Annotated in this window: 28 protein-coding genes and 1 pseudogene; 12 read left to right on the top strand and 17 right to left on the bottom strand. The window is 69.7% G+C overall.

Going from position 1 to position 25,549, the window contains the following annotated elements; translation table 11 throughout:
* Window positions 1–4 precede the first annotated feature (4 nt).
* On the top strand, window positions 5–448 hold the full coding sequence (locus tag AC5592_RS01550; RefSeq protein ID WP_036509169.1) for a MarR family winged helix-turn-helix transcriptional regulator: 444 nt from the start codon (window positions 5–7) through the stop codon (window positions 446–448).
* A 4-nt stretch (window positions 449–452) separates the two neighbouring features.
* Here AC5592_RS01550 and AC5592_RS01545 read toward each other — a convergent pair whose 3' ends face one another.
* A complete protein-coding gene (locus AC5592_RS01545; protein ID WP_063063118.1) occupies window positions 453–1,451 on the bottom strand; it encodes a TIGR03617 family F420-dependent LLM class oxidoreductase in 999 nt (332 codons plus the stop codon).
* A gap of 76 nt (window positions 1,452–1,527) precedes the next feature.
* Between AC5592_RS01545 and AC5592_RS01540 the strand changes: the two genes are divergently transcribed.
* The gene (locus AC5592_RS01540) at window positions 1,528–2,325 is read left to right on the top strand and encodes an enoyl-CoA hydratase (RefSeq protein WP_063063117.1); all 798 of its coding nucleotides are present in this window, start codon (window positions 1,528–1,530) and stop codon (window positions 2,323–2,325) included.
* Here AC5592_RS01540 and AC5592_RS01535 read toward each other — a convergent pair.
* Window positions 2,318–2,482 (bottom strand): annotated as a pseudogene (locus tag AC5592_RS01535) (AMP-binding enzyme); the annotation flags it as partial. The gene AC5592_RS01540 and the pseudogene AC5592_RS01535 overlap by 8 nt on opposite strands.
* A gap of 114 nt (window positions 2,483–2,596) precedes the next feature.
* Between AC5592_RS01535 and AC5592_RS01530 the strand changes: the two are divergent.
* Together AC5592_RS01530 and AC5592_RS01525 are read left to right on the top strand one after the other, a co-directional pair.
* Window positions 2,597–3,502, top strand: coding sequence for an LLM class F420-dependent oxidoreductase (locus AC5592_RS01530; protein ID WP_198163729.1), 906 nt, complete (start codon window positions 2,597–2,599; stop codon window positions 3,500–3,502).
* 2 nt (window positions 3,503–3,504) lie between these two features.
* Window positions 3,505–4,368 carry an SDR family NAD(P)-dependent oxidoreductase gene (locus AC5592_RS01525; RefSeq protein ID WP_063063115.1) on the top strand — a complete coding sequence of 288 codons (864 nt, stop codon included), beginning with the start codon at window positions 3,505–3,507 and terminating at the stop codon, window positions 4,366–4,368.
* On the opposite strand, the gene AC5592_RS01520 is transcribed toward AC5592_RS01525, so the two are convergent.
* Window positions 4,362–4,508 (bottom strand): DUF1059 domain-containing protein, encoded by a 147-nt coding sequence (locus tag AC5592_RS01520; RefSeq protein ID WP_063820473.1) that lies wholly within the window; start codon window positions 4,506–4,508, stop codon window positions 4,362–4,364. The two genes, AC5592_RS01525 and AC5592_RS01520, sit on opposite strands and share 7 nt — an antisense overlap.
* Before the next feature lie 68 nt (window positions 4,509–4,576).
* On the bottom strand, window positions 4,577–5,182 hold the full coding sequence (locus AC5592_RS01515) for a TetR/AcrR family transcriptional regulator (protein WP_063063114.1): 606 nt from the start codon (window positions 5,180–5,182) through the stop codon (window positions 4,577–4,579).
* Window positions 5,183–5,315: 133 nt separating this feature from the next.
* Between AC5592_RS01515 and AC5592_RS01510 the strand changes: the two genes are divergently transcribed.
* Entirely contained in the window at window positions 5,316–6,110 is a 795-nt protein-coding gene (locus tag AC5592_RS01510; RefSeq protein ID WP_063063113.1) for an acyl-CoA thioesterase domain-containing protein, read from the top strand.
* Between the two features lie 113 nt (window positions 6,111–6,223).
* The gene (locus AC5592_RS01505; RefSeq protein ID WP_063063112.1) at window positions 6,224–7,102 is read left to right on the top strand and encodes an ATP-grasp domain-containing protein; all 879 of its coding nucleotides are present in this window, start codon (window positions 6,224–6,226) and stop codon (window positions 7,100–7,102) included.
* Here the strand turns inward: AC5592_RS01505 and AC5592_RS01500 are convergent.
* Genes AC5592_RS01500 through AC5592_RS01490 form a run of 3 tightly spaced genes read right to left on the bottom strand, consistent with a single transcriptional unit; the run spans window position 7,062 to window position 8,988 of the window.
* Window positions 7,062–7,682: a TetR/AcrR family transcriptional regulator gene (locus tag AC5592_RS01500; RefSeq protein WP_063063111.1), complete on the bottom strand. Its 621-nt coding sequence runs from the start codon at window positions 7,680–7,682 to the stop codon at window positions 7,062–7,064. The genes AC5592_RS01505 and AC5592_RS01500 overlap by 41 nt on opposite strands.
* On the bottom strand, window positions 7,679–8,512 hold the full coding sequence (locus tag AC5592_RS01495) for an SDR family oxidoreductase (RefSeq protein ID WP_036509153.1): 834 nt from the start codon (window positions 8,510–8,512) through the stop codon (window positions 7,679–7,681). The genes AC5592_RS01500 and AC5592_RS01495 overlap by 4 nt, the downstream gene beginning before the upstream one ends.
* Window positions 8,509–8,988: a VOC family protein gene (locus tag AC5592_RS01490; RefSeq protein WP_063063110.1), complete on the bottom strand. Its 480-nt coding sequence runs from the start codon at window positions 8,986–8,988 to the stop codon at window positions 8,509–8,511. Before AC5592_RS01490 ends, AC5592_RS01495 begins: the two co-directional genes overlap by 4 nt.
* A 91-nt stretch (window positions 8,989–9,079) precedes the next feature.
* Here AC5592_RS01490 and AC5592_RS01485 point away from each other — a divergent pair, with 91 nt between their 5' ends.
* The 4 genes from AC5592_RS01485 to AC5592_RS01470 are packed head-to-tail and all read left to right on the top strand — an operon-like array spanning window position 9,080 to window position 13,174.
* The gene (locus AC5592_RS01485) at window positions 9,080–10,381 is read left to right on the top strand and encodes an acyl-CoA dehydrogenase family protein (protein ID WP_063063109.1); all 1,302 of its coding nucleotides are present in this window, start codon (window positions 9,080–9,082) and stop codon (window positions 10,379–10,381) included.
* 26 nt (window positions 10,382–10,407) lie between these two features.
* A complete protein-coding gene (locus AC5592_RS01480; protein ID WP_051025450.1) occupies window positions 10,408–11,394 on the top strand; it encodes a phosphotransferase family protein in 987 nt (328 codons plus the stop codon).
* The gene (locus AC5592_RS01475; RefSeq protein WP_036509145.1) at window positions 11,391–12,188 is read left to right on the top strand and encodes an enoyl-CoA hydratase/isomerase family protein; all 798 of its coding nucleotides are present in this window, start codon (window positions 11,391–11,393) and stop codon (window positions 12,186–12,188) included. Before AC5592_RS01480 ends, AC5592_RS01475 begins: the two co-directional genes overlap by 4 nt.
* A gap of 5 nt (window positions 12,189–12,193) precedes the next feature.
* Complete coding sequence (locus tag AC5592_RS01470; protein WP_063063195.1) at window positions 12,194–13,174, top strand: NADPH:quinone oxidoreductase family protein; 981 nt, start codon at window positions 12,194–12,196, stop codon at window positions 13,172–13,174.
* Here the strand turns inward: AC5592_RS01470 and AC5592_RS01465 are convergent.
* The 5 genes from AC5592_RS01465 to AC5592_RS01445 all read right to left on the bottom strand — a co-directional run bounded on the left by AC5592_RS01465 (window position 13,171) and on the right by AC5592_RS01445 (window position 17,688).
* On the bottom strand, window positions 13,171–13,644 hold the full coding sequence (locus AC5592_RS01465; RefSeq protein ID WP_371507052.1) for a hypothetical protein: 474 nt from the start codon (window positions 13,642–13,644) through the stop codon (window positions 13,171–13,173). The genes AC5592_RS01470 and AC5592_RS01465 overlap by 4 nt on opposite strands.
* A 29-nt stretch (window positions 13,645–13,673) precedes the next feature.
* The gene (locus AC5592_RS01460) at window positions 13,674–14,297 is read right to left on the bottom strand and encodes a TetR/AcrR family transcriptional regulator (protein ID WP_036509135.1); all 624 of its coding nucleotides are present in this window, start codon (window positions 14,295–14,297) and stop codon (window positions 13,674–13,676) included.
* A gap of 140 nt (window positions 14,298–14,437) precedes the next feature.
* Window positions 14,438–15,235, bottom strand: coding sequence for an enoyl-CoA hydratase/isomerase family protein (locus tag AC5592_RS01455; RefSeq protein ID WP_063063108.1), 798 nt, complete (start codon window positions 15,233–15,235; stop codon window positions 14,438–14,440).
* Complete coding sequence (locus AC5592_RS01450; RefSeq protein WP_036509129.1) at window positions 15,236–16,507, bottom strand: acetyl-CoA hydrolase/transferase family protein; 1,272 nt, start codon at window positions 16,505–16,507, stop codon at window positions 15,236–15,238.
* A complete protein-coding gene (locus AC5592_RS01445) occupies window positions 16,504–17,688 on the bottom strand; it encodes a CaiB/BaiF CoA transferase family protein (RefSeq protein ID WP_083871443.1) in 1,185 nt (394 codons plus the stop codon). The genes AC5592_RS01450 and AC5592_RS01445 overlap by 4 nt, the downstream gene beginning before the upstream one ends.
* Before the next feature lie 179 nt (window positions 17,689–17,867).
* Here AC5592_RS01445 and AC5592_RS01440 point away from each other — a divergent pair, with 179 nt between their 5' ends.
* Complete coding sequence (locus tag AC5592_RS01440) at window positions 17,868–19,382, top strand: class I adenylate-forming enzyme family protein (protein WP_232329145.1); 1,515 nt, start codon at window positions 17,868–17,870, stop codon at window positions 19,380–19,382.
* Window positions 19,383–19,434: 52 nt separating this feature from the next.
* Entirely contained in the window at window positions 19,435–20,214 is a 780-nt protein-coding gene (locus AC5592_RS01435) for an SDR family NAD(P)-dependent oxidoreductase (RefSeq protein ID WP_036509126.1), read from the top strand.
* Window positions 20,215–20,224: 10 nt separating this feature from the next.
* Here AC5592_RS01435 and AC5592_RS01430 read toward each other — a convergent pair whose 3' ends face one another.
* Genes AC5592_RS01430 through AC5592_RS01410 form a run of 5 tightly spaced genes read right to left on the bottom strand, consistent with a single transcriptional unit; the run spans window position 20,225 to window position 25,482 of the window.
* Entirely contained in the window at window positions 20,225–21,349 is a 1,125-nt protein-coding gene (locus AC5592_RS01430) for an acyl-CoA dehydrogenase family protein (protein WP_063063107.1), read from the bottom strand.
* Window positions 21,346–22,530 (bottom strand): acyl-CoA dehydrogenase family protein, encoded by a 1,185-nt coding sequence (locus tag AC5592_RS01425; RefSeq protein ID WP_036509121.1) that lies wholly within the window; start codon window positions 22,528–22,530, stop codon window positions 21,346–21,348. Before AC5592_RS01425 ends, AC5592_RS01430 begins: the two co-directional genes overlap by 4 nt.
* Before the next feature lie 3 nt (window positions 22,531–22,533).
* Entirely contained in the window at window positions 22,534–23,337 is an 804-nt protein-coding gene (locus tag AC5592_RS01420; RefSeq protein WP_232329144.1) for an enoyl-CoA hydratase/isomerase family protein, read from the bottom strand.
* A gap of 34 nt (window positions 23,338–23,371) precedes the next feature.
* Window positions 23,372–24,331 (bottom strand): acyl-CoA dehydrogenase family protein, encoded by a 960-nt coding sequence (locus AC5592_RS01415; RefSeq protein WP_063063106.1) that lies wholly within the window; start codon window positions 24,329–24,331, stop codon window positions 23,372–23,374.
* Window positions 24,328–25,482: an acyl-CoA dehydrogenase family protein gene (locus AC5592_RS01410; protein ID WP_198163734.1), complete on the bottom strand. Its 1,155-nt coding sequence runs from the start codon at window positions 25,480–25,482 to the stop codon at window positions 24,328–24,330. The genes AC5592_RS01415 and AC5592_RS01410 overlap by 4 nt, the downstream gene beginning before the upstream one ends.
* Window positions 25,483–25,549: the final 67 nt, after the last annotated feature.

Below are 25,549 nucleotides of genomic sequence, written 5' to 3'. Positions count from 1 at the left end.
CGATATGGAACGACCCGTCGCCGCGGTCGAATTCGAAACCATGCTGCTCAGCCGCTATCAGATGATCCGGCGCGATCGGTGCGGTCTCGAGCGCAGCGCCTACGTCCTGCTGAGCCGGCTGACGATGCAGGGGCCGATGTCGATCGGACAACTCAGCGCCGCCTTCGGCCTCGACACCTCCACACTCAACCGGCAGACGGCGGCCTTGGTACGCACCGGGCTGGTCGACCGCATCGCCGATCCGGACGGCGGCCTGGCCCGCAAATTCCGGGTCACCGAGGCCGGAGCCCGCCGGCTGGAAGAGACCGTGTCCGCCACGGTCGCGAGCCTGGACCGCGTGCTGCACACCTGGCCCGCCGCCGATGTCGCGGAATTCGCGACCTATCTGCGCCGGCTCAACACCGATATCGAGCGTCTCGACGGCCGGCCGTGGCCGCGCCCGGACTGATCCGTCATGCGTCGCAGGCCTGGCGGATTCGCCGGACGAGATCGGCGACCTCGTCGGTCGGCATATCGCGCGGTGGTGCGAACGAGAGCCGGGTGAGCAGGCCACCGAAGCGCGCCGCGAGCCGTTGCGGCAGCTCGTGCACCGCGGCGACGACAGCGAACGCGTCGACCATGTCGTCGGTGATCAACTCCGCCATCCGATCCCACCGCCCGGCTTTCGACAGTGCGGTCAGTTCCGCATTCGCTTCGCCCCAGCCGTGCAGATCGAACAGCGGACGATAGGCCGGCGTGGATGCGTAGAAGGCCAGCCGGCGCCGCAGCGCCGCAATACCGCGGTCGATCTGCTCGTCGGTGCCCGTGACGACGAAAGGTGTGGCGACGACCTCGAAGTCGTCCCGCCTCGCGGCGGCGCCGAGCGCGGGCAGCGTGCGTTCGCGGATCCAGCGGGCGGTGGTGAAACCGTGACAGATGAATCCGTCGGCGACCTCCGCCGCGACCCGAGTCATGGCCGGGCCGACACCCGCGAGCAGAATCGGTGGCGGGCCGAATTCGTGTGCGGGCGGGACGAAGTCGCGCGGCATCAGGGTGTGGCGGGTGAATTCGCCCTCGAATGCCAGCTCCGCTCCCTCGTGCCAGTGCGCCCAGACCGCCCGCAGCGCCGAGACGTATTCGCGCATCCGCGCGGCCGGACGATCGGCCGGCATCGCGAAGCGGCGCTCGATATGCGCGCGCACCTGCGAACCGAGGCCCAGGCGCAGGCGTCCGCCGGAGAAGCGTTGCAGATCGTCGGCGGCATAGGCGACGGTCATCGGCGAACGGGCGAGCGCCACGGCGACGGACGTGCCCAGACCGATGTGTTCACTGCACTGGGCGGCGACGGCCAACGACAGGAACGGGTCGCCGTTCATCTCGCCCGCCCAGATTCCGTCGAAGCCGAGGTGTTCGTGTGCGCGAACCCGCGCCGCGGCGTCGTCCAGCGCACCGATCGTGGTGTCGATTCGCACAGGTCCACCTCCTTTCGGGATGAGAATATTATTCTTCAAAATAGACATTGGCGTTTAGATCCGAACGGAGCGGGCGATGACCGAACCCGTGGTCACGGTGGAGCATGCGGACGGCGTCACGACGGTGACACTGCACCGCCCGGCGGTCCGCAACGCGCTCGACCGCGCGCTGATGGACGCGATATGGGATGCGGTCGGCGCCGCGGGCGCGAATCCCGATGTCGGGGCGGTCGTTCTCACCGGCGCCGACCCCGCCTTCTGCGCGGGGATCGATATCGGCGCCGCCGCATCCGGGCCGGCGCCCGCCCGCTCCGCCGGATCGGGCCCCGGGCGCGGACCCGACGGCCTGTTCCGATTCCTGCCGGTGATCGACAAACCGGTCATCGGCGCGATCAACGGCGCTTGTGTCGCCGGCGGGCTGGAACTGGCGTTGCAGTGCACCTTCCTCGTCGCCTCCGAACGAGCCCGTTTCGCCGACACTCACGCCCGGATGGGCATGATGCCCGGTGGCGGAGTCACAGTCGGACTCACTCGGACGGTCGGCTGGCGCCGGGCGGTCGAACTGTCGCTGACGGGCAATTTCCTCACCGCCGCCGACGCACTCGCCTTCGGGCTGGTCAATCATGTTGTGCCCCACGCCGACTTGCTTTCGTTCACCCGTTCCCTCACCGCCGACCTGCTGGCCGGTGACAGCGAGGCCCGCACGCGGCTACTGCGGCACTACCGCGCCCTGGCCGAGGAGGACGCGCGCCGCGCCCAACTGCTCGAAGGTGTCATGGCCGAAACCTGGTCGCCCGGCACCGCCCGCATGGCCGAGTACGGGGCGCGGGTGATCGAGCGAGGCCGCGAGCAGATGCGCGAGCGGCTCAGATGACCCGGCTTTCGCGGCCGGCCCAATAGCGTTGCCGCAGTAGTCGTTTGTACAGTTTGCCGTTCGGGTCCCGGGGCAGCTCCGTGGTGAAGTCCACGGTGCGCGGGCATTTGTACCCGGCGAGTTCGGTATGGCACCGGGCGATCAGTTCGGCAGCCAGCGTGCGGCGTACAGGCCCGGAGTCATCGGCGCGGCATTCATCGGCAGTCTCCCGTACCGTCCGCAGCATGCGAAGAATTAAATTTCTGAATTTCGAGAATGATACTCTCGACATGTGAGTCTGCGTTTCATCTTCCACTATCCGGAGACCGGCGGCCCCGACGGCGACGTCCTCGACGCCGGCCCGCTGCGCGAGGTCGCGATCACCGCCGAGCGGTGCGGATTCCATGGTTTGTCACTGAGCGAACACCCGATCCCCGGGGCGCGATGGCTGGCCAATGGTGGACATCAGACGCTGGATTCGCTGGTCGCGCTCGGCTATGTGGCGGCCGCGACCGAGCGGCTGCGGCTGCTCACCTATCTCGCGGTCGCGCCCTATCGCAATCCGCTGCTGCTGGCGAAAGCCGCCGCGACGGTCGACAAACTCTCCGGCGGCCGGCTCGTCCTCGGCTTGGGCGCGGGCTATCAGAAGAGCGAATTCCACGCGCTGGGAGTCGATTTCGAGGAGCGCAATGCCCTGTTCGACGAGGCGCTCGAGGTGCTGCCGCTGCATTGGCGCGGCGAGCCGTTCAGCTACCGCGGGCGGCATTTCGATGCCCGCGACGTGGTCGCCCGGCCGCGACCGGTGCAGGATCCGATCCCGATCTGGATCGGCGGCAATTCCGCCGCCGGCCGCCGTCGCGCCGCGACCCGCGCCCAGGGCTGGATGCCGATGTCCGGCGGCGCCGCACTCAGTGCCACGGCCCGGACACCCGCGCTCGGAACACACGCCGAGCTGGCCGAACGGATCGCCGAGGTGCGGGCGCGTGCCGAATCCGCCGGGCGCAGTGGCGATCTCGACGTGCTGTACTCCTATCACGACTCGGATCTGCTCGATCCGGCGGCAGCCGATCGTCATCTCGACGCGTTCGCCGGACTGGAGAAGGCGGGCGTCACATGGATCGTGGTGTCCAGCCGCACCGCCGATCACGCGGCGACCACCGACTTTCTCGACGCCTTCGGCGCCACCTATCTCCGGTGACCATGGGCTGGTTCGAACAACGCGCGGGACTGGCCGGCACGGTCGCCGTGATCACCGGCGGCGCAGGCGGTCTCGGCCGGGCGATCGCCACCGACCTGGCCGCCAACGGGGTGCGCCCGGCGATCATGGACATCGATGCCGTCGCCGTCGAGCACATGCGGTCGACCCTGGCCGCGCAGGGATGCGATGCCGTCATCGTCCACGGCGACGTTCGTGATCCCGACCGGCTGGCCGCGGTATTCGACGCGGCCGAGGCACGGTGGGGCCGGCTCGACATTCTCGTCAACGTCGTCGGCGGCACCTTCCGCGCAGCATTCACCGACACTCGGCCCAAAGGCTGGGACGCGTTGCTGCGCGGCAATCTCACCCACGTGCTGCACGCGTGCGCGCTGGCCGTCCCGCGGATCCGGGCGGGTGGCCGCGGCGGCAGCATCGTCAACATCACCACGATCGAGGCACACCGAGCGGCACCGGGTTTCGCGGTGTACTCGGCGGCGAAGGCCGCGGTCGAACAGTTCGCCCGTACGCTCGCGGTCGAGCTCGCGCCCGACGGGATTCGCGTCAACAATGTGGCGCCGGATTACGTGCCGACCCCGAATCTGCGCCGGATGCCGCACGGCGACGCCGCGATGACCGATCCACGCGGCGTGCGGGTCGCCATTCCGCTCGGCCGGCCCGGTGAGGTCGGCGATGTCTCGGGGTGCGTGGTGTTCCTCGCCTCGGCGTTGTCGGCCTATCTGACGGGAACAACCCTGCATCCCGACGGCGGAACCGGCGCCTCGGCGGGCTGGTTCAACTGGCCGGAGACCGGCTGGGCGAACTACGCGCCGATGCGCTATCTGGCCGCCGATACGGAGGATCAGTAGGCGAGGAAGAGGATTTCGTCGCGCGAGTAGTCGTGGCCGGGGTGATTCTCGGCCAGATGCTTCTGCGTCTTCTCGACGAGGTCGTCTTCGTCGGTGCCGACGATCTGTTCACCGCAGGGGCAGCCCAGTCTGGTCTTCAACGTCGTTCTCCATCGGTCGGGCTGGACGTGTCGTTCCCCGTCACCTTATGCACATTCTGTGCCGCCCGTCACCCCGGGTCACCCGCCCGTTCCCCGTCCGAGACGGCTCGCCCGGCGCCGACGGCGGCCCTGAGCTCGGCGTATACCTCGGCTGTCACGTGTGACAATTCGCGCGTGGAGGAACCGTCGAGCCACCGGTCGAAGGCGATGCCGAAGACGGTCACCGCGACCCGGGCGCAGAGGATCGCGACGGCGTCCGGTGCGCCCGCGGTCCGCAGCGCGTCGGCGAGTTCCCCACCCAGGACGGCCATTTTCCGGAGTTCACGCTCCTGAAGTCCAGCGTTGGCCGCGATCACGGCCCGCCGTTGCCGCTGCCACTGCGGCAGATCGGGAATCTGCGCACCGGCCGCCTGAATCGCGGCGATGGCCGTCGCCATCGGGTCCGCATCCGCGGGAGCGGCGGCCACCGCTTCGGCGATCGCGCTGCTCAGCAGGTCCTGACCGCCGAAGAGCACCTCCCGCTTATCGGCGAAGTGCCGGAAGAAGGTGCGTTCGGTGAGGCCCGCCCGCTCCGCGATCTCGGCCACCGTGGTCTCGTCGAACCCGCGCTCGGAGTACAGCTCGAGGGCCGCCTCGGACAGCCGGCCGCGCGCATTGGGTTCCCATCGACTCATGATCCGATCCTAGGTGACGACAGTTGCTGACATTCGGCTACCGGCGGCCACGCGCGAACCGGTCGCCACCCTCCGGATATTGTCTTATAACGTGTTCTAATTCGAGTGGGCCGGGAACGAAAGGGCCGAGGCGATGATGGCATTCTTCAGTCGCGACGAACGAGGATTCGTCGCGGGCGACTTCGCGGTGAGCAAATGGTCGCCCGATCACGTGGCCGGACCCGCCATCTGCGGGCTGCTGGCGCGGGAACTGGAAACACATTGCCCGGGAGCCGGTTTCGTACCCGCGCGCCTCACCGCCGACCTGTTCCGCCCGGTACGGAACGAACCGATCACGGTGCACAGCGCGGTGGTGCGCTCCGGTGCCCGGGTGCGCGTCGCCGATGCGTGGATCACCCAGCAGGACGAGGTGCGGGTGCGGGCGTCGGTGATGTATCTCGCCGTCGCGCAGCAACCTCCGGGCCGGATCTGGCAGGCCGAGCAGGCCCTGCCGGTGCCCGAGCGGCGGCTGGACGCGCCGACCGGCCAGCCACCGCTGTTCAAATGCGGTGACGGCGCCTGGTCCGGCGACTTCGCCGCCGCGCAGAACGAGGAGCGCAAATCGGTCTGGCAGAATCTGCCGCCGCTGGTCGAGGACGAGCAGATCACACCGTTCCAGCGCGCGGCGTTCCTGGCCGACACCACCAATCTGGTCTGCAACTGGGGCACCGAGGGCGTCGGCTACATCAACAGCGACGTGACCCTCACCCTGACCAGGCTCCCCCACGGCCGGGAGCTGGGATTGCATGCGCAGGACCATATGTCGGCCGACGGCATCGCGGTCGGCACCGCCACCCTCTACGACCGGACCGGCCGGATCGGCACCTGCGTCGTCACCGCGCTGGCCAACGCCGCCCGCCAGGTGGATATGGCCGAGACCAGGGTCTGAGCGCCGCACACCGGAAGGCCGCGGGCTGTCCGTCGCCACGGGCACGCGGGATGGGAGGGTCCCCGCGGCCGCCACTTTTGGCCGAGCGCGTGCGGTCACGCGAGGATGACCCGATGATCGTGTTGGTTCCCGCAGACGTTCTGCGCCCCGGCCGCGCCGACGCCCACTTCGCCGCAGATGCCGAGGCCGCGCGGGCGAGCGGAATGCGGGTGGACCTGGTCGATCACGACGCCCTCATCCGCGGCGATGCGGTTGCGGCGGTGCGGCGGGTGCGTGGTGAAGGGCCCGCGATCTACCGGGGCTGGATGATGCGCAGCGAACAGTACGCCGCCTTCGACGACGCACTGCGCGCGCGAGGCGTCACATTGTGCACCGACGCCCGGCGCTACCGGCGCGCTCACGAATTTCCCGGCTGGTACGACGTCTTCGCCCGGCACACTCCCGTATCGAGCTGGACCCGGGGTGCCGGACGCGACGAATTCGACCGTGCGCGAAGCCATCTGGGGTCCGGCCCCGCCGTCGTGCGCGACTACACCAAATCGATGAAGCACTACTGGCACGAGGCGATGTACATCCCCGACCTCGCCGACACCGAGGCGGCCTGGCGGGTAGCACAGCGTCTGTGCGAGCTCCGCGGGCCCGACCTGACCGGCGGCTTCGTGCTGCGCCGCTACGAGACCCTCGCCGCCGAGGAGGTGCGCACCTGGTGGGTCGACGGCAGCTGCCGGCTGGCCGGCCCGCACCCCGACACCCCGGACCGGATGCCGGCATCCGAACTCGATCTCACCGCAATCGAGCCGCTGGTCGCCGGGCTCGGATGCCGTTTCGTCACAGTCGATTTCGCGCTGCGATCCGACGGCGTATGGCGGGTCCTGGAGGTCGGTGACGGGCAGGTCGGCGATCGACCGGGCACCCTCGCACCACACCGGTTACTCGCCGCGCTCGCGCATCTCAGCGGCTCGGACGCGCCGCGCGAAGACAGAACTCGGTGACACGCCGCACGTCCGCCGCGGTCGGTTCGGCCCGCCGCCACAGCAGTTCGGCGAGCCGGCCGACCACCGCGTGCGCGGCCAGCGCCGCGTCGACATCCGGTTGCTCGCAGCCCAATTCGGCGAACGGCGCGCGCAGTGGTTCGGCGAGCCGGGTACTGGCCTCCGGCGGTCCGGTCACCAGCCCCTGCGCCAGACCACCGGCATTCCACATCACCGCCCGGGTGGTCGCGGCGACCTCACCGACTCCCTGGGACAGCACGCCGTCCACCCATTCGCGCACCGCCTCCTCGGGGGTGGTCCGCTTACCCATCCGATGGTCCAGATAGTCCAGCAGCCGGGCGGTTCCGTCTTCGAGCAGGGCGGCGACGAGTGCGTCCTTGGAGGCGAAATGCCGGTAGAAGGCATCGTTGGACAAGCCGGCGACGGCGACGATATCGGCGACCCGCGGACGCGACTCGGTGCCGCAGCGCCGCATCACCGCCAGCCCGGCATCCAGCAGCCGCCGCACCTCGGCGGTGTAGGCGGCGCCGCGTTCGGCCAGTGCCCGCTGGGCGATCCGGGCCGCGACGTCGTCGCTCACCGCCGCACGTCCGGCCCGGCCCGCAGCGCCGCCGTCACGCCGCCGTCGACGACGAGGTCGGTGCCGTTGAGGAAGCTCGCCGCATCGGAGAGCGCGAAGGCCACCACGGCCGCCACCTCTTCGGGACGCCCTTCGCGGCGCAGCGGCGTGCGCTCGACCAACTGTCGCATGGTCGCGTGTTCGGCTGCTTCCTGACGGCCCTGCGGGGTGTCGATGATGCCGGGCGAGACCGAGCAGATCCGCCCTCCGGCGGGGCTCAGCCGCACCGCCTCCCGCCAGACCAGCCGCTGCACACCGCGTTTGGCCCACCCGTAGGCGATGCCTGGATGCTCCATCGCCGGGCCCACGGCCTCGCGGATCCGGTCGAGGAAATGCTCGTGCAGCGGATCGTCGAGCACGGCAAGGGCGGCGGGATCCGGTGGGTTCGGATCCAGCAGCGGAGCCATCGAGGCGAACACCACCGTCGCCGCGCCCGGGGTGACCAGGGGCCGCAACGCGTCCAGCAGGTGGACGGTGCCGATCAGGTCCACGGTGAAGATGCGACGCCAGTCCGCCATCGTGGGCGAGATCCCCGCCGCATGCGCGACGGCACGCAATTGCCCTCGGCCGCCGACGTATTCCGCCAGTTCCGAGACCCGCTCGCGATCGGCGACGTCGACCACGAACGCCTCGGCCCGGGTATGCCCGGACGTCAGCTGCTGCGCGGCCGCGGCCGCACCGGCCTCGTCCCGATCGGCCAGTACCAGCACATCCACCCGTTGCGCCAGCGCGCGGGCACATTCCAGGCCCATCCCGCGTCCCGCGCCGGTCACCAGTCCCACCGCTGTCATCCTCGATCACCTTCGTTCTGTCGTTCGCCACCCGGCGCCGCCCAGCAGCGGGCCAGGCCGGATTCGGCGGCGCGCGTGAGCAATTCGACGCGGAAGCCGTTCGGGCCGTTCAGAAAGGCGAACAGCGGCGCACCTCCGGGACCCGGCCGCATCGCCTCCACCGTGTATCCGGTTCGCTCCAGTTCCGCGATATCGACGGCCACGTCATCGGACCAGTAGCCGACGTGGTGAATGCCGCTGCCGGACACCGGTTCCCACAGGGTGCCCGCCACCGCCCGGATCACCTCCACGCGTGGCACGGTGGTGGAGTACACGCAGCGGATGTCGAGGGCCTGTTCACCGGAGGCTGACACCACCGTGAGCGGTCCGCCCGTCTCGATACCCCACTCGTAGCCCAGCACCTGCGACAGCGCCGCGGTCGTGGCCGCCACGTCCGCGGCGACGATCCCGATGTGGAACTGGTCGGCGGCCCTCATCCGTTCCCTTTCGTCGAAATGACAGTCGCCGCGTCAAGAATGCTATTCTTCATCACGAGAACCATATTTCCACCGAATGGGAGGAGGCGCAATGGCGTGGGACTTCGAGACCGATCCGCAGTTCCAGCGGAAGCTGGACTGGGCCGATGCGTTCGTCCGCGAGGAGGTCGAACCGCTCGACCTGATCTGGCCGCACGAGCAGTTCGTGCCACCGGATCCGGCCCGCCGCGCTGTGCTCGATCCGCTCAAACAGCAGGTGCGCGACCAAGGGTTGTGGGCCACGCATCTGGGCCCCGAACTCGGCGGACAGGGCTACGGACAGGTGAAACTGGCGCTGCTGAACGAGATCCTGGGGCGATCGTCCTGGGCGCCGGTGATCTTCGGATGCCAGGCTCCCGATACCGGCAACGCCGAGATCATCGCGCATTTCGGTACCGAGGAGCAGAAACGGCGCTATCTGCGGCCACTGCTCGAGGGGGAACTGTTCTCCAGCTATTCGATGACCGAACCACAGGCCGGCGCCGACCCGACCCGGTTCACCACCTCCGCGGTGCGCGACGGCGACGACTGGATCATCAACGGCTGGAAATTCTTCTCCTCCAACGCGGCCACCGCGGCCTTCCTCATCGTCATGGTGGTGACAGATCCGAATGTCAGTGCCTATCAAGGCATGTCGATGTTCCTGGTACCGACCGACACCCCCGGTGTGCGCATCGAACGCAATGTCGGACTCTACGGTGAACCGCTCGACGGCGGCGCGCACGCGCTGATCCATTACGACAATGTGCGCGTTCCGGATTCGGCACTGCTCGGCGGCGCCGGACAGGCCTTCGCCATCGCGCAGACCCGGCTCGGCGGGGGGCGCATCCATCACGCCATGCGCACCATCGGACTGGCCCGCAGCGCCCTGGACATGATGTGCGAGCGGGCGCTGAGCCGCGAAACCGCGGGCAGCCGGTTGTCGGACAAGCAGTTCGTGCAGGGCTATATCGCCGATTCCTACGCCCAGCTGCAGCAGTTCCGGCTGTTCGTGCTCTACACCGCCTGGGAGATCGACAAATACAACGACTACCGCAAGGTGCGCAAGGACATCGCCGCGGTGAAGGTCGTGATGCCGACCGTGCTGCACGACATCGCCTGGCGCGCGATGCAGGTGCACGGTGCGCTCGGGGTCACCAACGAGATGCCCTTCTTCACGATGATCCACGGCGCCGGCGTGCTCGGCCTGGCGGACGGGCCGACCGAGGTGCACAAGGGCACCGTCGCCAAACAGGTCCTGCGCGACTACCGCCCGAGCGAGGATCTGTGGCCCAGCCAGTGGATCCCGAAGAGGCTCGACGCCGCCCGGGCGAAATTCGCCGATCATCTCGAACACGAAGTAGGTAACCAGTGATCGACACCGCCCGCCTCGCGGAGTGGATGGACGCCCGCGACCTGCCCGGCCGCGGCGAACCGGCGCAGGCCCGGTTCCTCTCCGGCGGCACCCAGAACGAGATCTATCTGATCAGCCGCGGCGAATACCGCTGCGTCCTGCGTATCCCGCCCGCCGGCGCACCTCCCGAACGCGACGCCGGGATCGCGCGGGAGTGGCGGATCACCGCGGCGCTCGAGGACACCGACGTCCCGCATACGCCCGCCGTCGCGGTCTGCACCGACCATTCCGTCCTGGGCCGCACCTTCTATCTGATGGGCTATGTGGACGGCTGGTCGCCGATGGACAGCAAACGCTGGCCGGCGCCGTTCGACACCGATCTCGACGCCCGGGCCGGCCTGGCCTACCAGCTCGCCGAAGGTATCGCGCTGCTGTCGCGAGTCGACTGGCGTGCCAAGGGATTACAGGATCTGGGCCGGCCCGACGGATTCCACGAACGGCAGGTCCATCGCTGGACCGATTTCTTCACCCGCCACCGCGGCCGCGACCTCGACGGGATGGCCGAGGCCACCGCATGGCTGCGCGCGCACCGGCCCCTCGACTACATCCCGGGCCTCATGCACGGCGACTACCAGTTCGCCAACGTGATGTTCGAACACGGCGCGCCCGCCCGGCTGGCGGCGCTGGTCGACTGGGAGATGGGAACGGTCGGCGACCCGAAACTGGATCTGGCCTGGATGGTGCAGAGCTGGCCGGACGACACCCGGGCCCCGGAGGCCGCCGGGGTGAGCTATGTGGACCTGCGCGGCATGCCATCGCGAGACCGGCTGGTCGCGCATTACGCGGACGTGTCCGGCCGGCAGGTCGACGACCTGGACTATTACCTGATCCTGGCCAAATGGAAGCTGGCCATCGTGCTGGAACGCGGATTCCAGCGCGCCGGAGACGATGTCAAGTTGCAGTCCTTCGGCCCGATCGTGCCGAAGTTGATGCGCGAGGCGGCCGACCTCGCCGAGAGTACGGAGTACCGATGAGCCCCGCCGAATCCACCGACCAGGTCGTCGTCGAGCGCCGCGACGCGGTGCTGATCGCCCGGATCAACCGTCCCGGTGCGCGAAACGCACTCAACGGCACCGTATTACGCGGTCTCGGCGCGGCGGTGCTGACCGCCGAAACCGATCCGGAGATCCGCGCACTGGTGCTCACCGGCACCGGCGACCGCGCGTTCTGTGCCGGGATGGATCTGCGCGAGTTCTCCGACGGCTCCGGCATACACGCGGAGTCACCCGAGGAACGCAGCGCTCTCGAGGCCTACGCCCGCATGGCCTCGGGCCGCACGCCGGTTCCGGTCATCGGCGCCGCCAATGCCACCGCGGTGGGCGGCGGCCTGGAACTGCTCATGGGCTGCGATGTGATCGTGGCCTCCGCGGCGGCGAAGTTCGGGCTACCCGAGGTGAAGCGCGGACTTTTCGCCGCGGGCGGTGGCACCGGGATCGGCACGCGCATTCCCCTCGGCATCGCTCTCGAATTGCTGCTGACCGGACAGCTCATCGATGCCGAGCGCGCCGAGCGGATCGGTCTGGTGAACGCGGTAGCCGCACCGGCGGACGTTCTCGACACCGCGGTCGCCGTGGCGACCACTGTCGCCGCCAACGCACCGCTCGGCTTGGCGGCCTCCAAGGAACTCGCCCGACTGGCGGTCACCGACGACGCCGCGGCCGCCGAACGCCTGAAGCATTGGCAGCACGCGATTTTCGCCAGCGCCGACGCCGCCGAGGGCGCCCGCGCATTCCTGGAACGCCGCACACCCCGCTGGCAGGGCAAATGAGCCGGATGCGGGCGGCGGTGTGCGCGGAGTACGGGCCACCGGAGGTGGTATGCATAGAGGAGCGGCCGGTTCCCGAACCGGGCACCGGTGAGGCCCGGGTGCGGGTGCGCGCCGCCGCGGTCAACTTTCCCGATGTCCTGCTCGTGGCGAACGAGTATCAGATCAGCGTGCCCCCACCGTTCGTCCCGGGCAGCGAATTCGCCGGTGAGGTCGTCGCGCTCGGTCCCGGCTGCGGGCCGATCGCGATCGGCGATCGGGTGTGCGGCACCGGCCTGCACGGCGCGTTCGCCGAACAGATCGCGGCCCCGGCCGGCAAGCTGACGCGCGTTCCGGAGGGCGTCGATTTCGCCGACGCGGCGGCCTTCGGTGTCACGTATCGCACTGCGTACCACTGCATTCGGTCGGTGGCGCGGGTGTCGGCGGGCGCCGAGCTGATCGTGCTCGGCGCCGGGGGCGGGGTCGGGTCGGCGGCGGTGGCACTCGGTGCGCGGCTCGGGCTGTCGGTGACCGCGGTGGCCTCCTCCCCCGCCAAGCTCGAGGTTGCGAGATCTCTGGGGGCCGCGCATCTGATCGACCACCGCGGTGGGAATCTGCGCGACGGCTTACGTGCCGCGCTGCCCGGGGGCGCCGGTGCCGTCATCGATCCGGTCGGCGGGGCGCTCAGCGAACCGGCGCTGCGGTCGTTGCGCCGCGGCGGGCGTTTCGTCACGGTCGGCTACGCCTCCGGCACGGTTCCCCGCATCCCGCTGAATCTGGTGCTGGTCAAGGGAATTCACGTACTGGGCTTCCAGTTCCAGGATATCGACCGGGCCGAATTCGACCGCAACGAGCGCGAACTCGGGCGGCTGCTGACCGACGGCTTGCGCCCGCATATCGGCGCCCGCTTCGCGCTGTCCGACTCCGCCGCGGCCCTCCGGCTGGTCGCCGACGGGCACGCGGTCGGAAAGGTCGTCATCGATATGGACGACGACGGAGCGGACGGTTAACCGGCCACCGGCACCAGATCCACCGGCGGCGCCCACACCGGTGCTCCGCTGCGAAACGTCTCCAGCGGAGCCACCGCGGTGGCCGGTATCCCCGCGGCGGCGAGGGCCTGACGCTTGAAAGCCCGTGCGGCGACACTCAATCGGTGCTGCACGGTATCCACCCGGCAGTCGAGTTCGTCGGGACAGAACTCGCCGAGCAGCGTGACCTCGGACAGTCCGCGGTCGAGCGTGTCGAGGACGCCGCAGCGGATGCGGTGATCGGTTTCGAACAACTCACCGGCCAGGGCCACCGCATGCGGATGCGGTCCGTGGACGGGCGAGGACAGTGAGTCCTCCATATCGAGGACGACGGCGCCGAGAATCTCGAGCGCGCGGGCGTGGGTGGGATCGCCGACGATGACGGTGACCTCCCAGCCGGCCATCCCGCGATCGAACAGCCAGCCGCCGGCGCAGCGCACCACTTCGGTCACCGTCGGCGCCACCACACCCAGCCGGTACCTCAATGGACGTCGCTGCGCGTCAGCTCGCGTTCGAGCGACCGAGCGTACTCCTGGAACACCTTGGTCAGTGGAATCGAGGGATCGAGCAGCCATGACGTTTCCATTCCATTGAGAAAAGCGACTATCTCCACAGCCTTGACGGCAGGGTCCACATCGGCGCTGTAGCGCCCGCAGCGCTGTCCGCGCCGGATACTCTCGGCGACCTGATCGGTCGCCGCGCGGTAGCGATCGAGCAGGCGATCGTGCAGCGGCGCATCGGGTTCCAGATTCTCGATCAACAGCACCGCGTACATGCCGATCAGATCGGGTGCGCGGTGAAAACGATCGGCGACTCCGGAGATCTGTTCGGGCAGTTCGCCTTCCAGATCCGCGTGCATCTCGTCGTCGGTGTCGCGGGCCTCCAGGACCGCGTGCAGCAGTTGATCCTTCGATTCGAAGTGGTGCAGCAACCCGGCCGGGGTGACTCCGGCTTCCCGGGCGATCTGCGCGAGCGTGGTCGACCGCCACCCGTTGCGGGCGAGCATCCGCTGCGCCACGGCGAGGATGCGCAGTTTGCGTTCCTCCCCCTTGGCGAGCAGCGTGTCGTAGGCCCGAACGTTGGCTGGCCGTCGCTGACCGGACACCGAACTCCTTTGGTCGAAGCAACCTACTGAACACACAGTAGGTCGGTTTGACATGTGTGACAAGGGTCTCATTTGTGCCGACTTTTGCCGCAGATCACATCCGACGCGGTGGACGTATCGTGCGGCGCGGCCGACATCGGTCAACGCCCCTTCCACACCGGCGGGCGGCGTGCGGCGAACGCCGCCGGCCCCTCCTGCGCATCCTCGCTCCGATAACAGCGTTCACTGGCCGCGCGGGCCGCCCGCAGGGCCGCCGCCCGGCCCATCTCGGTGGCGAGCATAACCGTCTCGCGCGCGGCGCGGACCGAAAGCGGTGCGCCGCTGAGGATTTCGCCGGCCAGCTCGATCGCGGTGTCCAGCAGACGCCCCGGTTCGGCGAGGCGATTGACCAGGCCGATCTCGTAGGCTCGCCGTGCGTCGATGGGGGCGCCGGTCAGAAGCAGTTCCATCATGATGCGCTGCGGGATCATGTGGATCAGCGGCGCCGCCCACGGCGAGCTGCGCCCGACCTTCACCTCGGTCACCGCGAAACGCGCGGTCGTCGCGGCGACACACAGATCGCAGGCCTGCGCGATCATCCATCCGCCGGCGAACGCGGCGCCGTTCACCGCGGCGATGGTCGGCTTCGACAATTCGATGGTGTCGTAGGGCAGCGGGTACATCTCCCGCGGCGGCACCCGCATCCCGGTCGCGACCATCTCCTTCAGATCGCCCCCGGCACAGAAGGCCTTGTCCCCCGCGCCGGTGAGGATCGCGATCCCCAGTGCCGCATCGTGTTCGAAGCGGTCCCAGGCGGCGAACAGACCCGCGCGGATCTCGGCGTCCAGGCAGTTGCGAGTGGCGGGCCGATTCAGCGTGATGACGGCGATGCCGTCGGCACGGGCGTCGAACAGCACCGCCTCGGTGCGGGATGGATCGGTCGCGGATGTGTCGGCCATTCAGAATCCTCGCTTCGTGATCTCGGCCGCGGCCCGTTCCAGATCCTCGCGGAAATCGGGATGGGCGATGGCGGTCAACCGGCGCGCCCGCTCGGCGAGAGTGCGCCCGGCCAGCTCGGCCGCGCCGAATTCGGTGACGACGATGTCGGTTTCGCTGCGCGCGGTGGTGACCGGTCCCGACAGAGCGGCGCTGATCCGGCTCACGGTGCCGCCCTTGGCAGTGGCGGGCAGCGCGATGATGGCGTGCCCGCCGCGGGCGCGCGCCGCCCCGCGCACGAAATCGACCTGTCCGCCGGTGCCGCCGAGATAGGCCGTTCCGTGCTGTTCGGCGTTGACCTGTCCGGTGAGGTCGACCTCCACCGCGGAATTGACCGCCACCAGGTCGTCGAGCCGGGCGAGCACGGCGGCATCGTGAGTGTAGGTGGCCGGGCACATCCGGATCGCGGGGTTGCGGTCGGCGAAGTCGTAGAGCCGGCGGGTGCCGATCAGCGCGCCGGTCACCGAGATGCCGGTGTCGATGCGCTTGCGGGCGTTGGTGATCGCGCCCGCCTCGACGAGGTCGACCAGGCCGTCGCCGATCATTCCGGAGTGGACGCCGAGATCCACCCGGTCGCTCAGCATCCGCAGCAGCGCGTCGGGCACCGCGCCGATCCCGGTCTGCACCACGGCACCGTCGCCGATGAAGGCGGCCGCGTGGCGTGCGATCGCCTCGTCGACGGGCCCGATTCGCGGCGGGACGACGGTGACCGGCGGTCGCGAGACCTCGACGGCGTAGTCGATCTCGCTGCCGGGAATCGATTCGCCGTAGGTCCACGGCACCTGTTCGTTGATCTCGGCCACCACCACCCGCGCGGCGCGCACCGCCGCGGCGACATGGTCGCTCACCAGCCCGAGGCTGTGATTGCCGTGGCGGTCGGCGGGCGCGACCTGGACGAAAGCGCAATCGCATGGCAGCGCGCCGGATTCGAGCATCGGCCCGATCTGCCCGACGTGGCAGGCGATCACCTCGAGGGCGTGCGAAGCGGTCAGGCCGCGCAGCGCGCCGATCGCGCCCATACTGCGCATCCGCAGGCCGGCGGTGGCGGCCGGGGTGAACGATCCCGAGAAACTGGTGGCGATGAAGACGGTCAGCCCGCCGATGCCCGCACCTTGGCGCAACAGCGATTCGACCAGCGTCGGCGGTTCGCCGCAGGCCTGCCCGATCACGACATGATCGCCGGGTCGCAGGAATTCGCTCAGATCCAGGTCCGCCGGATCGCGCACGACCGTCATGCGGCGCCTCCCTCACCGGCGCGCGTCAGACCGCTGTTTCGATCGCCGACGAATTCGGCGGTGTGTGCGCCCAGCCGCGGTGCCGGTCCGGCCACACGGCCGGGGGTGCGGGAGAACCACGCGGGCGGACCCGGGAACCGCACCGGACCGTTCGGTGTGTCGACGGTTTCGAAGAAGCCCACCGCCTCGAGATGCGGATTGTGGAACAGCGCGTCCAGGGAATTCACCGGCGCCGCGGGGATGTCGAGTCCCCCGAGCAGGTCCAGCCACTGCTGTGTCGTGCGCTCCCGGAACGTGCCGGCCAGTAGCGCGTAAACCTCGTCGATCCGCGCGGCCCGCTGTGCGAGGGTGGCGAATTCGCTGGTGGCCCAAGGCGGGCGCACCGCGTCGACGAACGCGTTCCACTGTTTGTCGTTGTAGACCAGTGCCGCGAGGTATCCGTCGGCGGTGCGGTAGGGCTTGCGGTCGGGGGTGAGCGCACGCGGATATCCCGGCGGCGTGAGCGCCGGTTCGAACAGGGCGCCGGCGGCGTGCTCCACGAGCATGAACGCCGCCATCGTCTCGAACATGGCGACCTCCACCTCCTGGCCCTCACCGGTGCGTTCCCGATGGAACAGCGCCATCACCGTCGCGTACAGGGCGGTCAGGCCGGCGACCTTGTCGGCCATGATGGTCCCGACGTAGGCGGTGGTACCGGTCAGGCGTTGTTGCACATAGGGGAGGCCGCATTCGGCCTGGACCGTGTCGTCGTAGGCGGTGCGATCCGCGTCCGGGCCGCGGCGGCCGTAGCCGTAGCAGTTGGTGTAGACGATCGCCGGATTCACCGCCGCCACCGCCGGATAGTCGAAACCCAGTGCCGCGATCGCCCGTCCGCGCATCGAATGGATGAACACATCGCCGGTGCGGATCACTGCGCGCAGTGCCTCTTTTCCGGACTCGGTGCGCAGATCCAGCACCACGCTGCGTTTGCCGCGGTTGACGTTGACGAACACCCCACCCATCCCGGGTTCCGGTCCGGCGGAGATGTAGCGGGTGTTGTCCCCGGCCGGCGGCTCGATCTTGATCACCTCCGCGCCCATGTCGGCCATGATCTGCGTGCAGTACGGGCCCATGACCATCGCGGTCAGGTCGATGACCCGCACCCCCGCCAGCGGACCGGCGGCGGTGTTCGGCGGCTGCATGATCGGTGCCTCCTCGTTCGACACTCCCGCGCGACGACCGGCTCCGGACGGGCGTGACCACGGCGTCCGGGCACGTGGAATCGAAGCCCACCGGCCGCGCGGAGTCGCGAACAGCCCTCGGGGGCAACATCTTCAGGCTATCTGATGAATCTTTACAAGGATAGTGATATCAAGGTTCGGTGGGCAGTGACAACAACGGCGTGCGGATTCCCGCTTCGGTCGCCACGATCCTCGATCCGATGCTCGCCACCCGGCCCGACGCCACCGCGATCGAAGCGGTGTCGGGAGCGTGGACGTATGCCGAACTCGACGAAGCGGCGGCGCGGGCGGCCGGCGCCCTGTGGCGGCTCGGGGTGCGCCCGGGCGATCGGGTCGCGGCGTGTCTGCCCAACGATCTGCCCATCGTGGCGGCCTTCCACGGCGCACAGCGGATCGGCGCGGTGTGGGCCGGAATCGGCGAGGCGGCCGCGGCATCCGAACAGCAACTGCTGTGCGATCTGGTGGAGCCGTCGGTCGTCCTGGCGGGGCCGCGATTCGAACCGCGAATGTCGCACGCTGTCGATCCCGACCGATGGACCGGGCTGCTCCGCGCGGCCGAGCCCGCGCCGCGAATCGAGACCGATCCCGAGGCACCGGCCGGAATCGCGTTCACCAGCGGCACCTCCGGGGTCCCCAAGGCCGTCGTCCATTCCCAGCGCGGCATGCTGCTGCCGGGTGCGGTCACGGTGGCGACCCGCGGCTGGGGTCCGGATCTGCGCCGCGGCGACAGCTTCGCGCTGACCATTCTCAACATGATGATCCTGTCCACCCTCACCACCGCCCAGGCCGGCGGGACCGCGGTGATCATGAATCGGCGCGACGCCGACGGAGTGGCGGAATGGATTGCCGCGCATCGGGTTACGGTGTGGAACGGCGCTCCCGCCCAGCTCTACGATCTGGCCCGCCGGAACACCGATCTGAGCTCGCTGCGCGAGGTGTGGAGCGGCGGCAGCGACACCTCCGACGCGGTGCGAGGCGCCTTCGCCGAGGCCCACGACCTGGTCCCGCGCGTCACGTACGGGCTCACCGAGGCGCCGACCGTGGTGTCGATCGACCCGCCCGGTTCGGCGTGGCGGCCGGGCACGAGCGGCCGGGTGACACCGCAATTCGACGTAGCCGCCTACGACGACGGTGGTCACCGCCTGCCCGCCGGCGAACCGGGTGAATTGCGGCTGTCCCCTGCGTCGGCCGGGCCGTGGGCAGGCCGATGGACACCGATGCTGGGCTACTGGGCCGACGGCCGCGTGCGTTCGGGCGAGCCGCTTCCGCTACCCACCGGCGATATCGGAGCCGTCGACGAGGAGGGCTGGCTGCGGGTGATCGACCGCAAGAAGCTGGTGATCATCCGTGGCGGCGCGAACGTCTATCCGCTCGAGGTGGAACGGGTCATCACCGGATATCCGGAGGTCGCCGCCGCGGCGGTCTGCGGAATTCCCGACGAGCGGCTCGGCCAGCGGGTCGCCGCCGTCGTCGAAAGCACCGGGCCGGCAGTGGATTTCGATGCGCTGACGGCATGGTGCCGCCGCGAACTGGCGAGCTACAAGGTGCCCGAGCGCTGGGTTCAGGTGCCGGCACTGCCGGTGAATGCGATGGGCAAGATTCGGCGCACCGAACTCGCGGCGCTGGTGGCCGCACGGACCGGAGGACCGTCGTGACCGCACGGCGCACCTTCCTCATGAAACCTGTTGCGGCGAAAGGGAGTACGCGGTGACCGAACAGCGGCGCTCCGGCGGGGCGGACGTCTTCGATCTGAAGGGCCGGGTCGCGATCGTGACCGGCGCCTCGTCGGGCCTCGGCGCAGCCGTGGCTCGCACCCTCGCCGGACTCGGCGCCCGGGTCGCGGTGGTGGCGCGTCGCCGCGACCGGCTGGAGGAACTGGCCGCGGAGATCGACGGCCTCGCCGTCGCCGCCGACCTGTCGGAGCTGGACCGCCTCGGCGTGATCGCCGAGGCGACGGCCGCCGGGCTGGGTCCGCCGGAAATCCTGGTCAACGCGGCGGGCACCATGTTCACCGAGCAACGCGCGGAATCCGAACCGCTGCCGGCCATCCGGTCGACCCTGGAGCTGAATCTGGCCGCACCGCTGCTGCTGTCGCAGGCGGTGTTCGAGCATATGCGTGCGGTCGGCCGCGGCAGTATCGTCAACATCTCCTCGATCAGTGGCCGGGTGGGCATCCCCGGCATCCCGCAGGCGTCCTACGCCGCCAGTAAGGCCGGATTATCCGGTCTGACAGCCGAATTGGCGGTCCAGTGGGCCCGCCACTGCATCCGGGTCAACACGGTCGCGCCGGGCTTCTTCCGCAGCGAGATCACCGCCCCGCTCTACGACAACGAACGCCCCCGCGAATACCTGCGCCGCAACACACCACTGCCCCGCCACGGCACCCCCGAGGATGTGGTGGGCGCGGTCGCCTGGCTGGCCGGGGACGCCGCGAGCTACGTCACCGGCCAGACCATCGTCGTGGACGGCGGATGGACCGCCCGCTGACGACAGCGCCTCACGGGGTGAAGTCCGGTTCCCGGTAGCGGTGGGCGAGGTGGGCGCGATGTTCGGCCGGGGAGCCGAACAGTGCGCGGTTGAAGGTGGCGCGTTCCAGGTAGCGGTGGATGCCGCTCTCCCAGGTGTATCCCATCCCGCCGTGCAGTTGCATGGTCTTTCCGGCGATGTCGACCGCGACGGCACAGGCGTGGGACTTGGCTCGGGCGACCGCGATCCACGCGTCCGCGGCGCCATGGACGTGCGCGGCGACGGCGGCGTCGACGAGCCCGGTCGCGATGCGCAGAGCGACGAGCATATCCGCGCACGCGTGTTTCACCGCTTGAAAGGAGCCGACCGGCCGGCCGAACTGTTCGCGGGTACGCACGTGGGTGACGGTGGCTTCCAGGGCCGCCTCGGCGAGTCCCACGCTGTCGATCGCGGTGGCCAGCGCGGCCCGCTCGAACAGCGCACGCAACGGGTCGGTCCCGGTCCAGTGCCAGACCGACTCCGCGTCGACTCGGGCGTCCTCGGCGTGCACCGTGCCGACGGTGCGGGTCGCGTCGAGAATCGGCTGCTCGGTGGACGCGAGACCGGGCGAGCCCGGGGACACCGCCACCAGCACCGCCGATCCGTCCGGTTCTCTCGACGGAATCAACAACGTGGTCGCGACGGTGATGTCGGCCGCGAATTCCGCTGTGCCGCGCAGATAAACGGCGTCGTCGCGGCGCTCGATCCGGAACGGCACGAATCCGCCGGACCCGTCCCACGGTGGCTTGGCGTCCCCACCCGCCACCACGATCGGCACGGCCGCGCCACCGGCCGTCGTGCGCAACAGCCGGTCCCGGGCGGCGTTCGGCGCCACCGCGGCGAGTGCGGGCAGCGTCAGCGCCGCCACCGAGGCGTAAGGACCGCGGGTGAGGGCGCGGCCCATTTCCCGCAGCACCACCGCGACCTCGGCGAATGTGGCTCCCGCGCCGTCGAATTCGGCGGCCACCTCGAGCCCCGGCCACCCCGATGCCGCGATCGGCGTCCAGTCCTGCGGCTGCCCCGGCGCGGTCGCCCCGAGTACGCGCCGCGCCACCGCGCGCAGATCGTCGTGCACCTCCGCGAAGTCGGTCACCGGCTCCGACAGCTGCCCGGTCATCGCGGCACCACCGGTTCCCGCGGCAGGCCGAGTCCGCGTTCTCCGATGATGGTGCGCTGGATCTCGCTGGTGCCGCCGGGAATGGTCCACTCCCACGACCCGAGGAAGTCGAGCATCCAGGCCCCCGACTCCCATCCGCTGGATCGCGGTTTGCGCAGCACCGCATGGGCGCTCACCCCCGCCACCTCCGTCCCGAAATCCGTCATCCGCTGCAGCAGTTCGCTGTAGTACAACTTCACGATCGAGGCATCGGCCGGGCCGGGCCGCTCGGCCGCGACCAGATCGGCGCACAGACCCCGCAGGCCGGCCAGTTCGGTTTCCAGTTGCGCCAGCCGATCCGCGACCGGTGGATCGTCCAGCGCACATCCGCCATCGGGGCGCGGCCGCGCGCACAGCGAGGCCAGTCGCCGGAAGCCGCCGTGCGCCAGCCGTTCGGCCAGTTCGAGCATCGTCAGCCCGCGTTCGGCGCCGAGCGTCCGCTGCGCCACCTGCCAGCCCTGATGCTCGGGACCGATGAGATTCGCCGCGGGTATCTCGACGTCGTCGAGGAAGATTTCGCAGAAATGCCACTCCCCGGTGGCCTGCCGGATCGGCCGCACCTCCACCCCGGGCGAACGCATATCGAGCAGAAAATACGAAATGCCGTGCCGTTGCGGGGCTTTCGGATCGGTGCGCGCCAGCAGCAGGCACCAGTCGGCGAACGCCGCGCCGCTGGCCCAGAGTTTGCGGCCGTTGAGCACGTAGGTGTCGCCGTCGCGGCGGGCGGAGGTGCGCAGGGCCGCCATATCCGATCCGGCGTCCGGTTCCGAGAAACCCTGGCACCAGATCTCGCCGTCCAGAATCGCGGGCAGATGCCGGTCGCGTTGCGCCGCGGTACCCGCGGCCAGCAGCGTCGAGGCCGCATGATGAATCGAGACGAACGCCAATACCAGCCGCGGCGCGTCGTGTGCCGCGAGTTCGGAATACAGCACCGCCTGCTGCGCGACCGGCATACCGCCGCCCCACTCCCGCGGCCAGTGCGGCACCGCGAAACCGCCCGCCCGCAGGCGTTGAAACCATTCCTGTTGGAATTCCACGAATTCCGCGTCCGTGGCGCCGGTCTGCCGTGCCCGCCACTCGGGCGGAATATTCGCCGCACACCACTGCCGCACCTGCTCCCGGAATTCGGCCAGTGCATCCATCGGCTACCTCCGGGCCGCCGAGCGCCGGAGCGCCAGCAGCCGTTCACGATGTTCGGGTGAGCACATGGTGACAGATTCGGCGGCGAATCCCGCCTGCATCGCACCGCTGAGAGCCTGTGCCAGATACATGTTCGCGACCCGCTTGGTGGCTCGCAGCGCCGGTGCCGGTTGCGCGGCCAGCCGCCGCGCCAGCCGCAGGGCGTCGTCGAGCAGCTCCTCCGGTTCGGATACCGCGGTGGCCAGTCCCAAGTCGACGGCGGTCGCGGCATCGATGCGGTCGCCGGTGTAGAGGTAGACGCGCGAGCGCAGCAACGGAGTCAGCAGCGGCCAGAAGGCCGCGCCGCCGTCACCGGCGACCAGCCCCACGCTCACATGCGGATCGGCCAGATACGCGCTGCGCGACATCAACACCACATCCGAGAGGGCGGCGACGCTCGCACCCAATCCCATGGCGGGACCGTTCACCGCGGCGATCACCGGTAACGGGAACCGCAACATCTCCTCGATGATCTGCGCGCCTTCGCGCAGGCTCTCCTCCCGCGCCACCGGATCGTCGAGGAAGGAGGTGATCCAGTCCAGGTCTCCGCCCGCGCTGAAGGCCCGGCCGGCGCCGGTCACGACGACCACCTTCGCCGCGGTGTCGGCCGCGAGCTGCCGCCACACGTGGGCCAGCGCCCAGTGCAGCGGTTCGTTCACGGCGTTCAATTCGCCGGGCCGGTTGATGGTCACCGTTCGCACCGGCCCGCTGCCCGTCACCGTCAGCACATCGGGCAGGTCGTAGGCCGGAATATCGTCCGTCACAGGCACTTACCGCACTTTCGCATTCGGTGCACAGGTGCACTCACTGCCATGTCGCATCGACTGCCTCCCCGCCGTCGAACGGCCCGGGCAGACCTTGTGCGCCGAGATGGCGGGTCAGCCGATCGAGCGTCCCGGAACTCGCCCACGGCAGCCGGCGCAGCGGCAGGCTGTAACGCGACAACCACGACAGCGGCGATTCGTCGCAGAAGCCGATGGCCCCGTGTAACTGGTGGGCAACCCGGAAGACGGTTTCCGCGGCATCGAGCGCGGCTACCCGCGCCGCGAGCGCGTCGCCGAGAGCATCCTCCCCGCCGCAGCGGACGCTCCACAAGGCGTATTTCGCGAGGACATCCAGCCCGCTGCGCTCGACCTCGGCATCGGTGAGCTGAAATTGCACGCCTTGGAATTTCGCCAGCGGCTGCCCGAACTGGGTGCGCATCAGGACATGGGAGCGAGTGAGGTCGAGGGCACGGTCCAGCATGCCCAGCAGCGTCCAGCAGTTCAGCGTGAGCGGGAGTGCCGCGTCCGCGCTCCCGGCCGCCCCGACCGAGGTAAGTGCCAAGGGCGTCACGAAGGCGGAGGTCCGCGGCGACGCGCCGTCGGGCAGCGTCCGCGCCTGGAAGAGCTTGCCCTCCACCGTGACTGCCGCCCAGCACAGGTCCAGATCGGCGACCGCACCCCGAGCGCGGGATTCGGTGACCACCACCAGGCCGTCGGCCTCCGCGTCGAGCGGCCGCGCCAGCCGTTCGGCCAGCGGATAGGGCAGCGCCCAGTAGCCGGCACTGCGGCACAGCGCCGCCGCCGCTTCCAGATCGTCGCGGTCGCGTCGCGGATCCAGCTCCCACGCGCCGAGTCCGGCCAGCATCGGCGCGACGATGTCCGCGCGACGGGACGGCTCGGCCTCGGCGTCCTGGATCAGCCGGTCCCCGCCCGCGGCCGCGATGGCCCGGCTCGCCTCGCGGCCGTAGTCGGCGGCCTCGCGGCTCAGGTCGATGTTCACGATGCCCCCAGCAAGGCTCGCGACAACAGCAGTCGCTGCATTTCGATACTTCCCGAGGCGATGGTCGCGGCCTGCGAGTACCGCCAATGGTCGGCGGCCGCGCGGCGAAACCAGCTCTCCCGCTGCGTATCCGGTGTGGTGTCGAGCTGGTCGGCCAGTTCGGTGAGTACTTCGGCACTGTCCTGATCGAGCCGGGTGACGGCGATCCGATAGGCGGCGGCGTCACCGGGCGCCACCCGGTCCTCGTTCTGCATCGCGACCACCCGGTAGGCCAGCAACCGTGCCCGGCGGCAGTGCACCAGCATGCGCGCCCAGCGCCCGCGCAATTCGGCCGGCACCTCCGCCCAGCGATCGCCCAGTACCTCCGGCGCCGCACGCAGCAGTCGTTCACAGCGGGCGTAGCGGGCGATGCCGACGCGTTCGAAGGCCAGCACCTCCTGCACGACCGCCCAGCCTTCGCCGACCGTGCCGAGCACATCGTCCCCGGTCACCCGCAACTCGTCGAAGAACACCTCGTTCAGATGGTGCGGGCCCATCATGGCGCGGATCGGCCGCACCTGGACCCCCGGCGCGGACATCGGCACCAGGAAGATGGTCAGCCCGTGTTGTTTGCGGGCACCGGTGGCGGTGCGCGCCAGCAGGAAACACCACTGCGCCATGGTCGCGTAGGAGGTCCAGATCTTCTGCCCGCTGATCAGCCAGCCGTCGCCGTCGCGGCGGGCGGTGGTGCGCAGCGACGCCAGATCGGAGCCCGCCTCGGGTTCGCTGAATCCCTGGCACCAGATCACCTCGCCGCGCGCGATCGGCGGCAGATGGGTGCGTTGCTGCCGCGGGGTGCCGTGCCGCATGAGCGCCGGCCCGACCCAGTTGACCCCCATGTACTGGGCGCCGCGCGGCTCGTGATGGGCCCACATCTCCTCGCGGACCACCGTCTGCTCCCACACCGATCCGCCGTGCCCGCCGAATTCGCGGGGCCAGGCCGCGCACAGCAGTCCGCGCTCGGCCAGGACCCCGCAGAACTGCTGCGCCACGGCCAGATCGGCCGGATCGTCGGTGAAGGCGCCCAGGAAATCGGCGGGGACGTGCTGGGACACCAAGCGCCGCAAGTCATCTCGCAGCGCGTCGGCGGCCTCCCCCATCGTGAAGTCCATCACCAGACGGTACGTCAATCCTCATAAGGATAGCAATATTTGAATGGTCAGCACCGCCTGGCTAGAA

The sequence above is a fragment of the Nocardia violaceofusca NBRC 14427 genome, assembly GCF_963869435.1.
Taxonomy (GTDB): Bacteria; Actinomycetota; Actinomycetes; order Mycobacteriales; family Mycobacteriaceae; genus Nocardia; species Nocardia aobensis.
Note: the sequence above shows the minus strand (reverse complement) of the source record. Positions and strands in the feature narration are given on the sequence as shown.

Coding starts and splice junctions, on each gene's coding strand:
- AC5592_RS01550 (WP_036509169.1), top strand. CDS start 5: ATGGAACGACCCGTCGCCGCGGTCGAATTCGAAACCATGCTGCTCAGC.
- AC5592_RS01540 (WP_063063117.1), top strand. CDS start 1,528: ATGACCGAACCCGTGGTCACGGTGGAGCATGCGGACGGCGTCACGACG.
- AC5592_RS01525 (WP_063063115.1), top strand. CDS start 3,505: ATGGGCTGGTTCGAACAACGCGCGGGACTGGCCGGCACGGTCGCCGTG.
- AC5592_RS01515 (WP_063063114.1), bottom strand. CDS start 5,182: ATGAGTCGATGGGAACCCAATGCGCGCGGCCGGCTGTCCGAGGCGGCC.
- AC5592_RS01510 (WP_063063113.1), top strand. CDS start 5,316: ATGATGGCATTCTTCAGTCGCGACGAACGAGGATTCGTCGCGGGCGAC.
- AC5592_RS01505 (WP_063063112.1), top strand. CDS start 6,224: ATGATCGTGTTGGTTCCCGCAGACGTTCTGCGCCCCGGCCGCGCCGAC.
- AC5592_RS01495 (WP_036509153.1), bottom strand. CDS start 8,512: ATGACAGCGGTGGGACTGGTGACCGGCGCGGGACGCGGGATGGGCCTG.
- AC5592_RS01490 (WP_063063110.1), bottom strand. CDS start 8,988: ATGAGGGCCGCCGACCAGTTCCACATCGGGATCGTCGCCGCGGACGTG.
- AC5592_RS01485 (WP_063063109.1), top strand. CDS start 9,080: ATGGCGTGGGACTTCGAGACCGATCCGCAGTTCCAGCGGAAGCTGGAC.
- AC5592_RS01480 (WP_051025450.1), top strand. CDS start 10,408: ATGGACGCCCGCGACCTGCCCGGCCGCGGCGAACCGGCGCAGGCCCGG.
- AC5592_RS01475 (WP_036509145.1), top strand. CDS start 11,391: ATGAGCCCCGCCGAATCCACCGACCAGGTCGTCGTCGAGCGCCGCGAC.
- AC5592_RS01470 (WP_063063195.1), top strand. CDS start 12,194: ATGCGGGCGGCGGTGTGCGCGGAGTACGGGCCACCGGAGGTGGTATGC.
- AC5592_RS01455 (WP_063063108.1), bottom strand. CDS start 15,235: ATGGCCGACACATCCGCGACCGATCCATCCCGCACCGAGGCGGTGCTG.
- AC5592_RS01450 (WP_036509129.1), bottom strand. CDS start 16,507: ATGACGGTCGTGCGCGATCCGGCGGACCTGGATCTGAGCGAATTCCTG.
- AC5592_RS01445 (WP_083871443.1), bottom strand. CDS start 17,688: ATGCAGCCGCCGAACACCGCCGCCGGTCCGCTGGCGGGGGTGCGGGTC.
- AC5592_RS01430 (WP_063063107.1), bottom strand. CDS start 21,349: ATGACCGGGCAGCTGTCGGAGCCGGTGACCGACTTCGCGGAGGTGCAC.
- AC5592_RS01425 (WP_036509121.1), bottom strand. CDS start 22,530: ATGGATGCACTGGCCGAATTCCGGGAGCAGGTGCGGCAGTGGTGTGCG.
- AC5592_RS01410 (WP_198163734.1), bottom strand. CDS start 25,482: ATGGACTTCACGATGGGGGAGGCCGCCGACGCGCTGCGAGATGACTTG.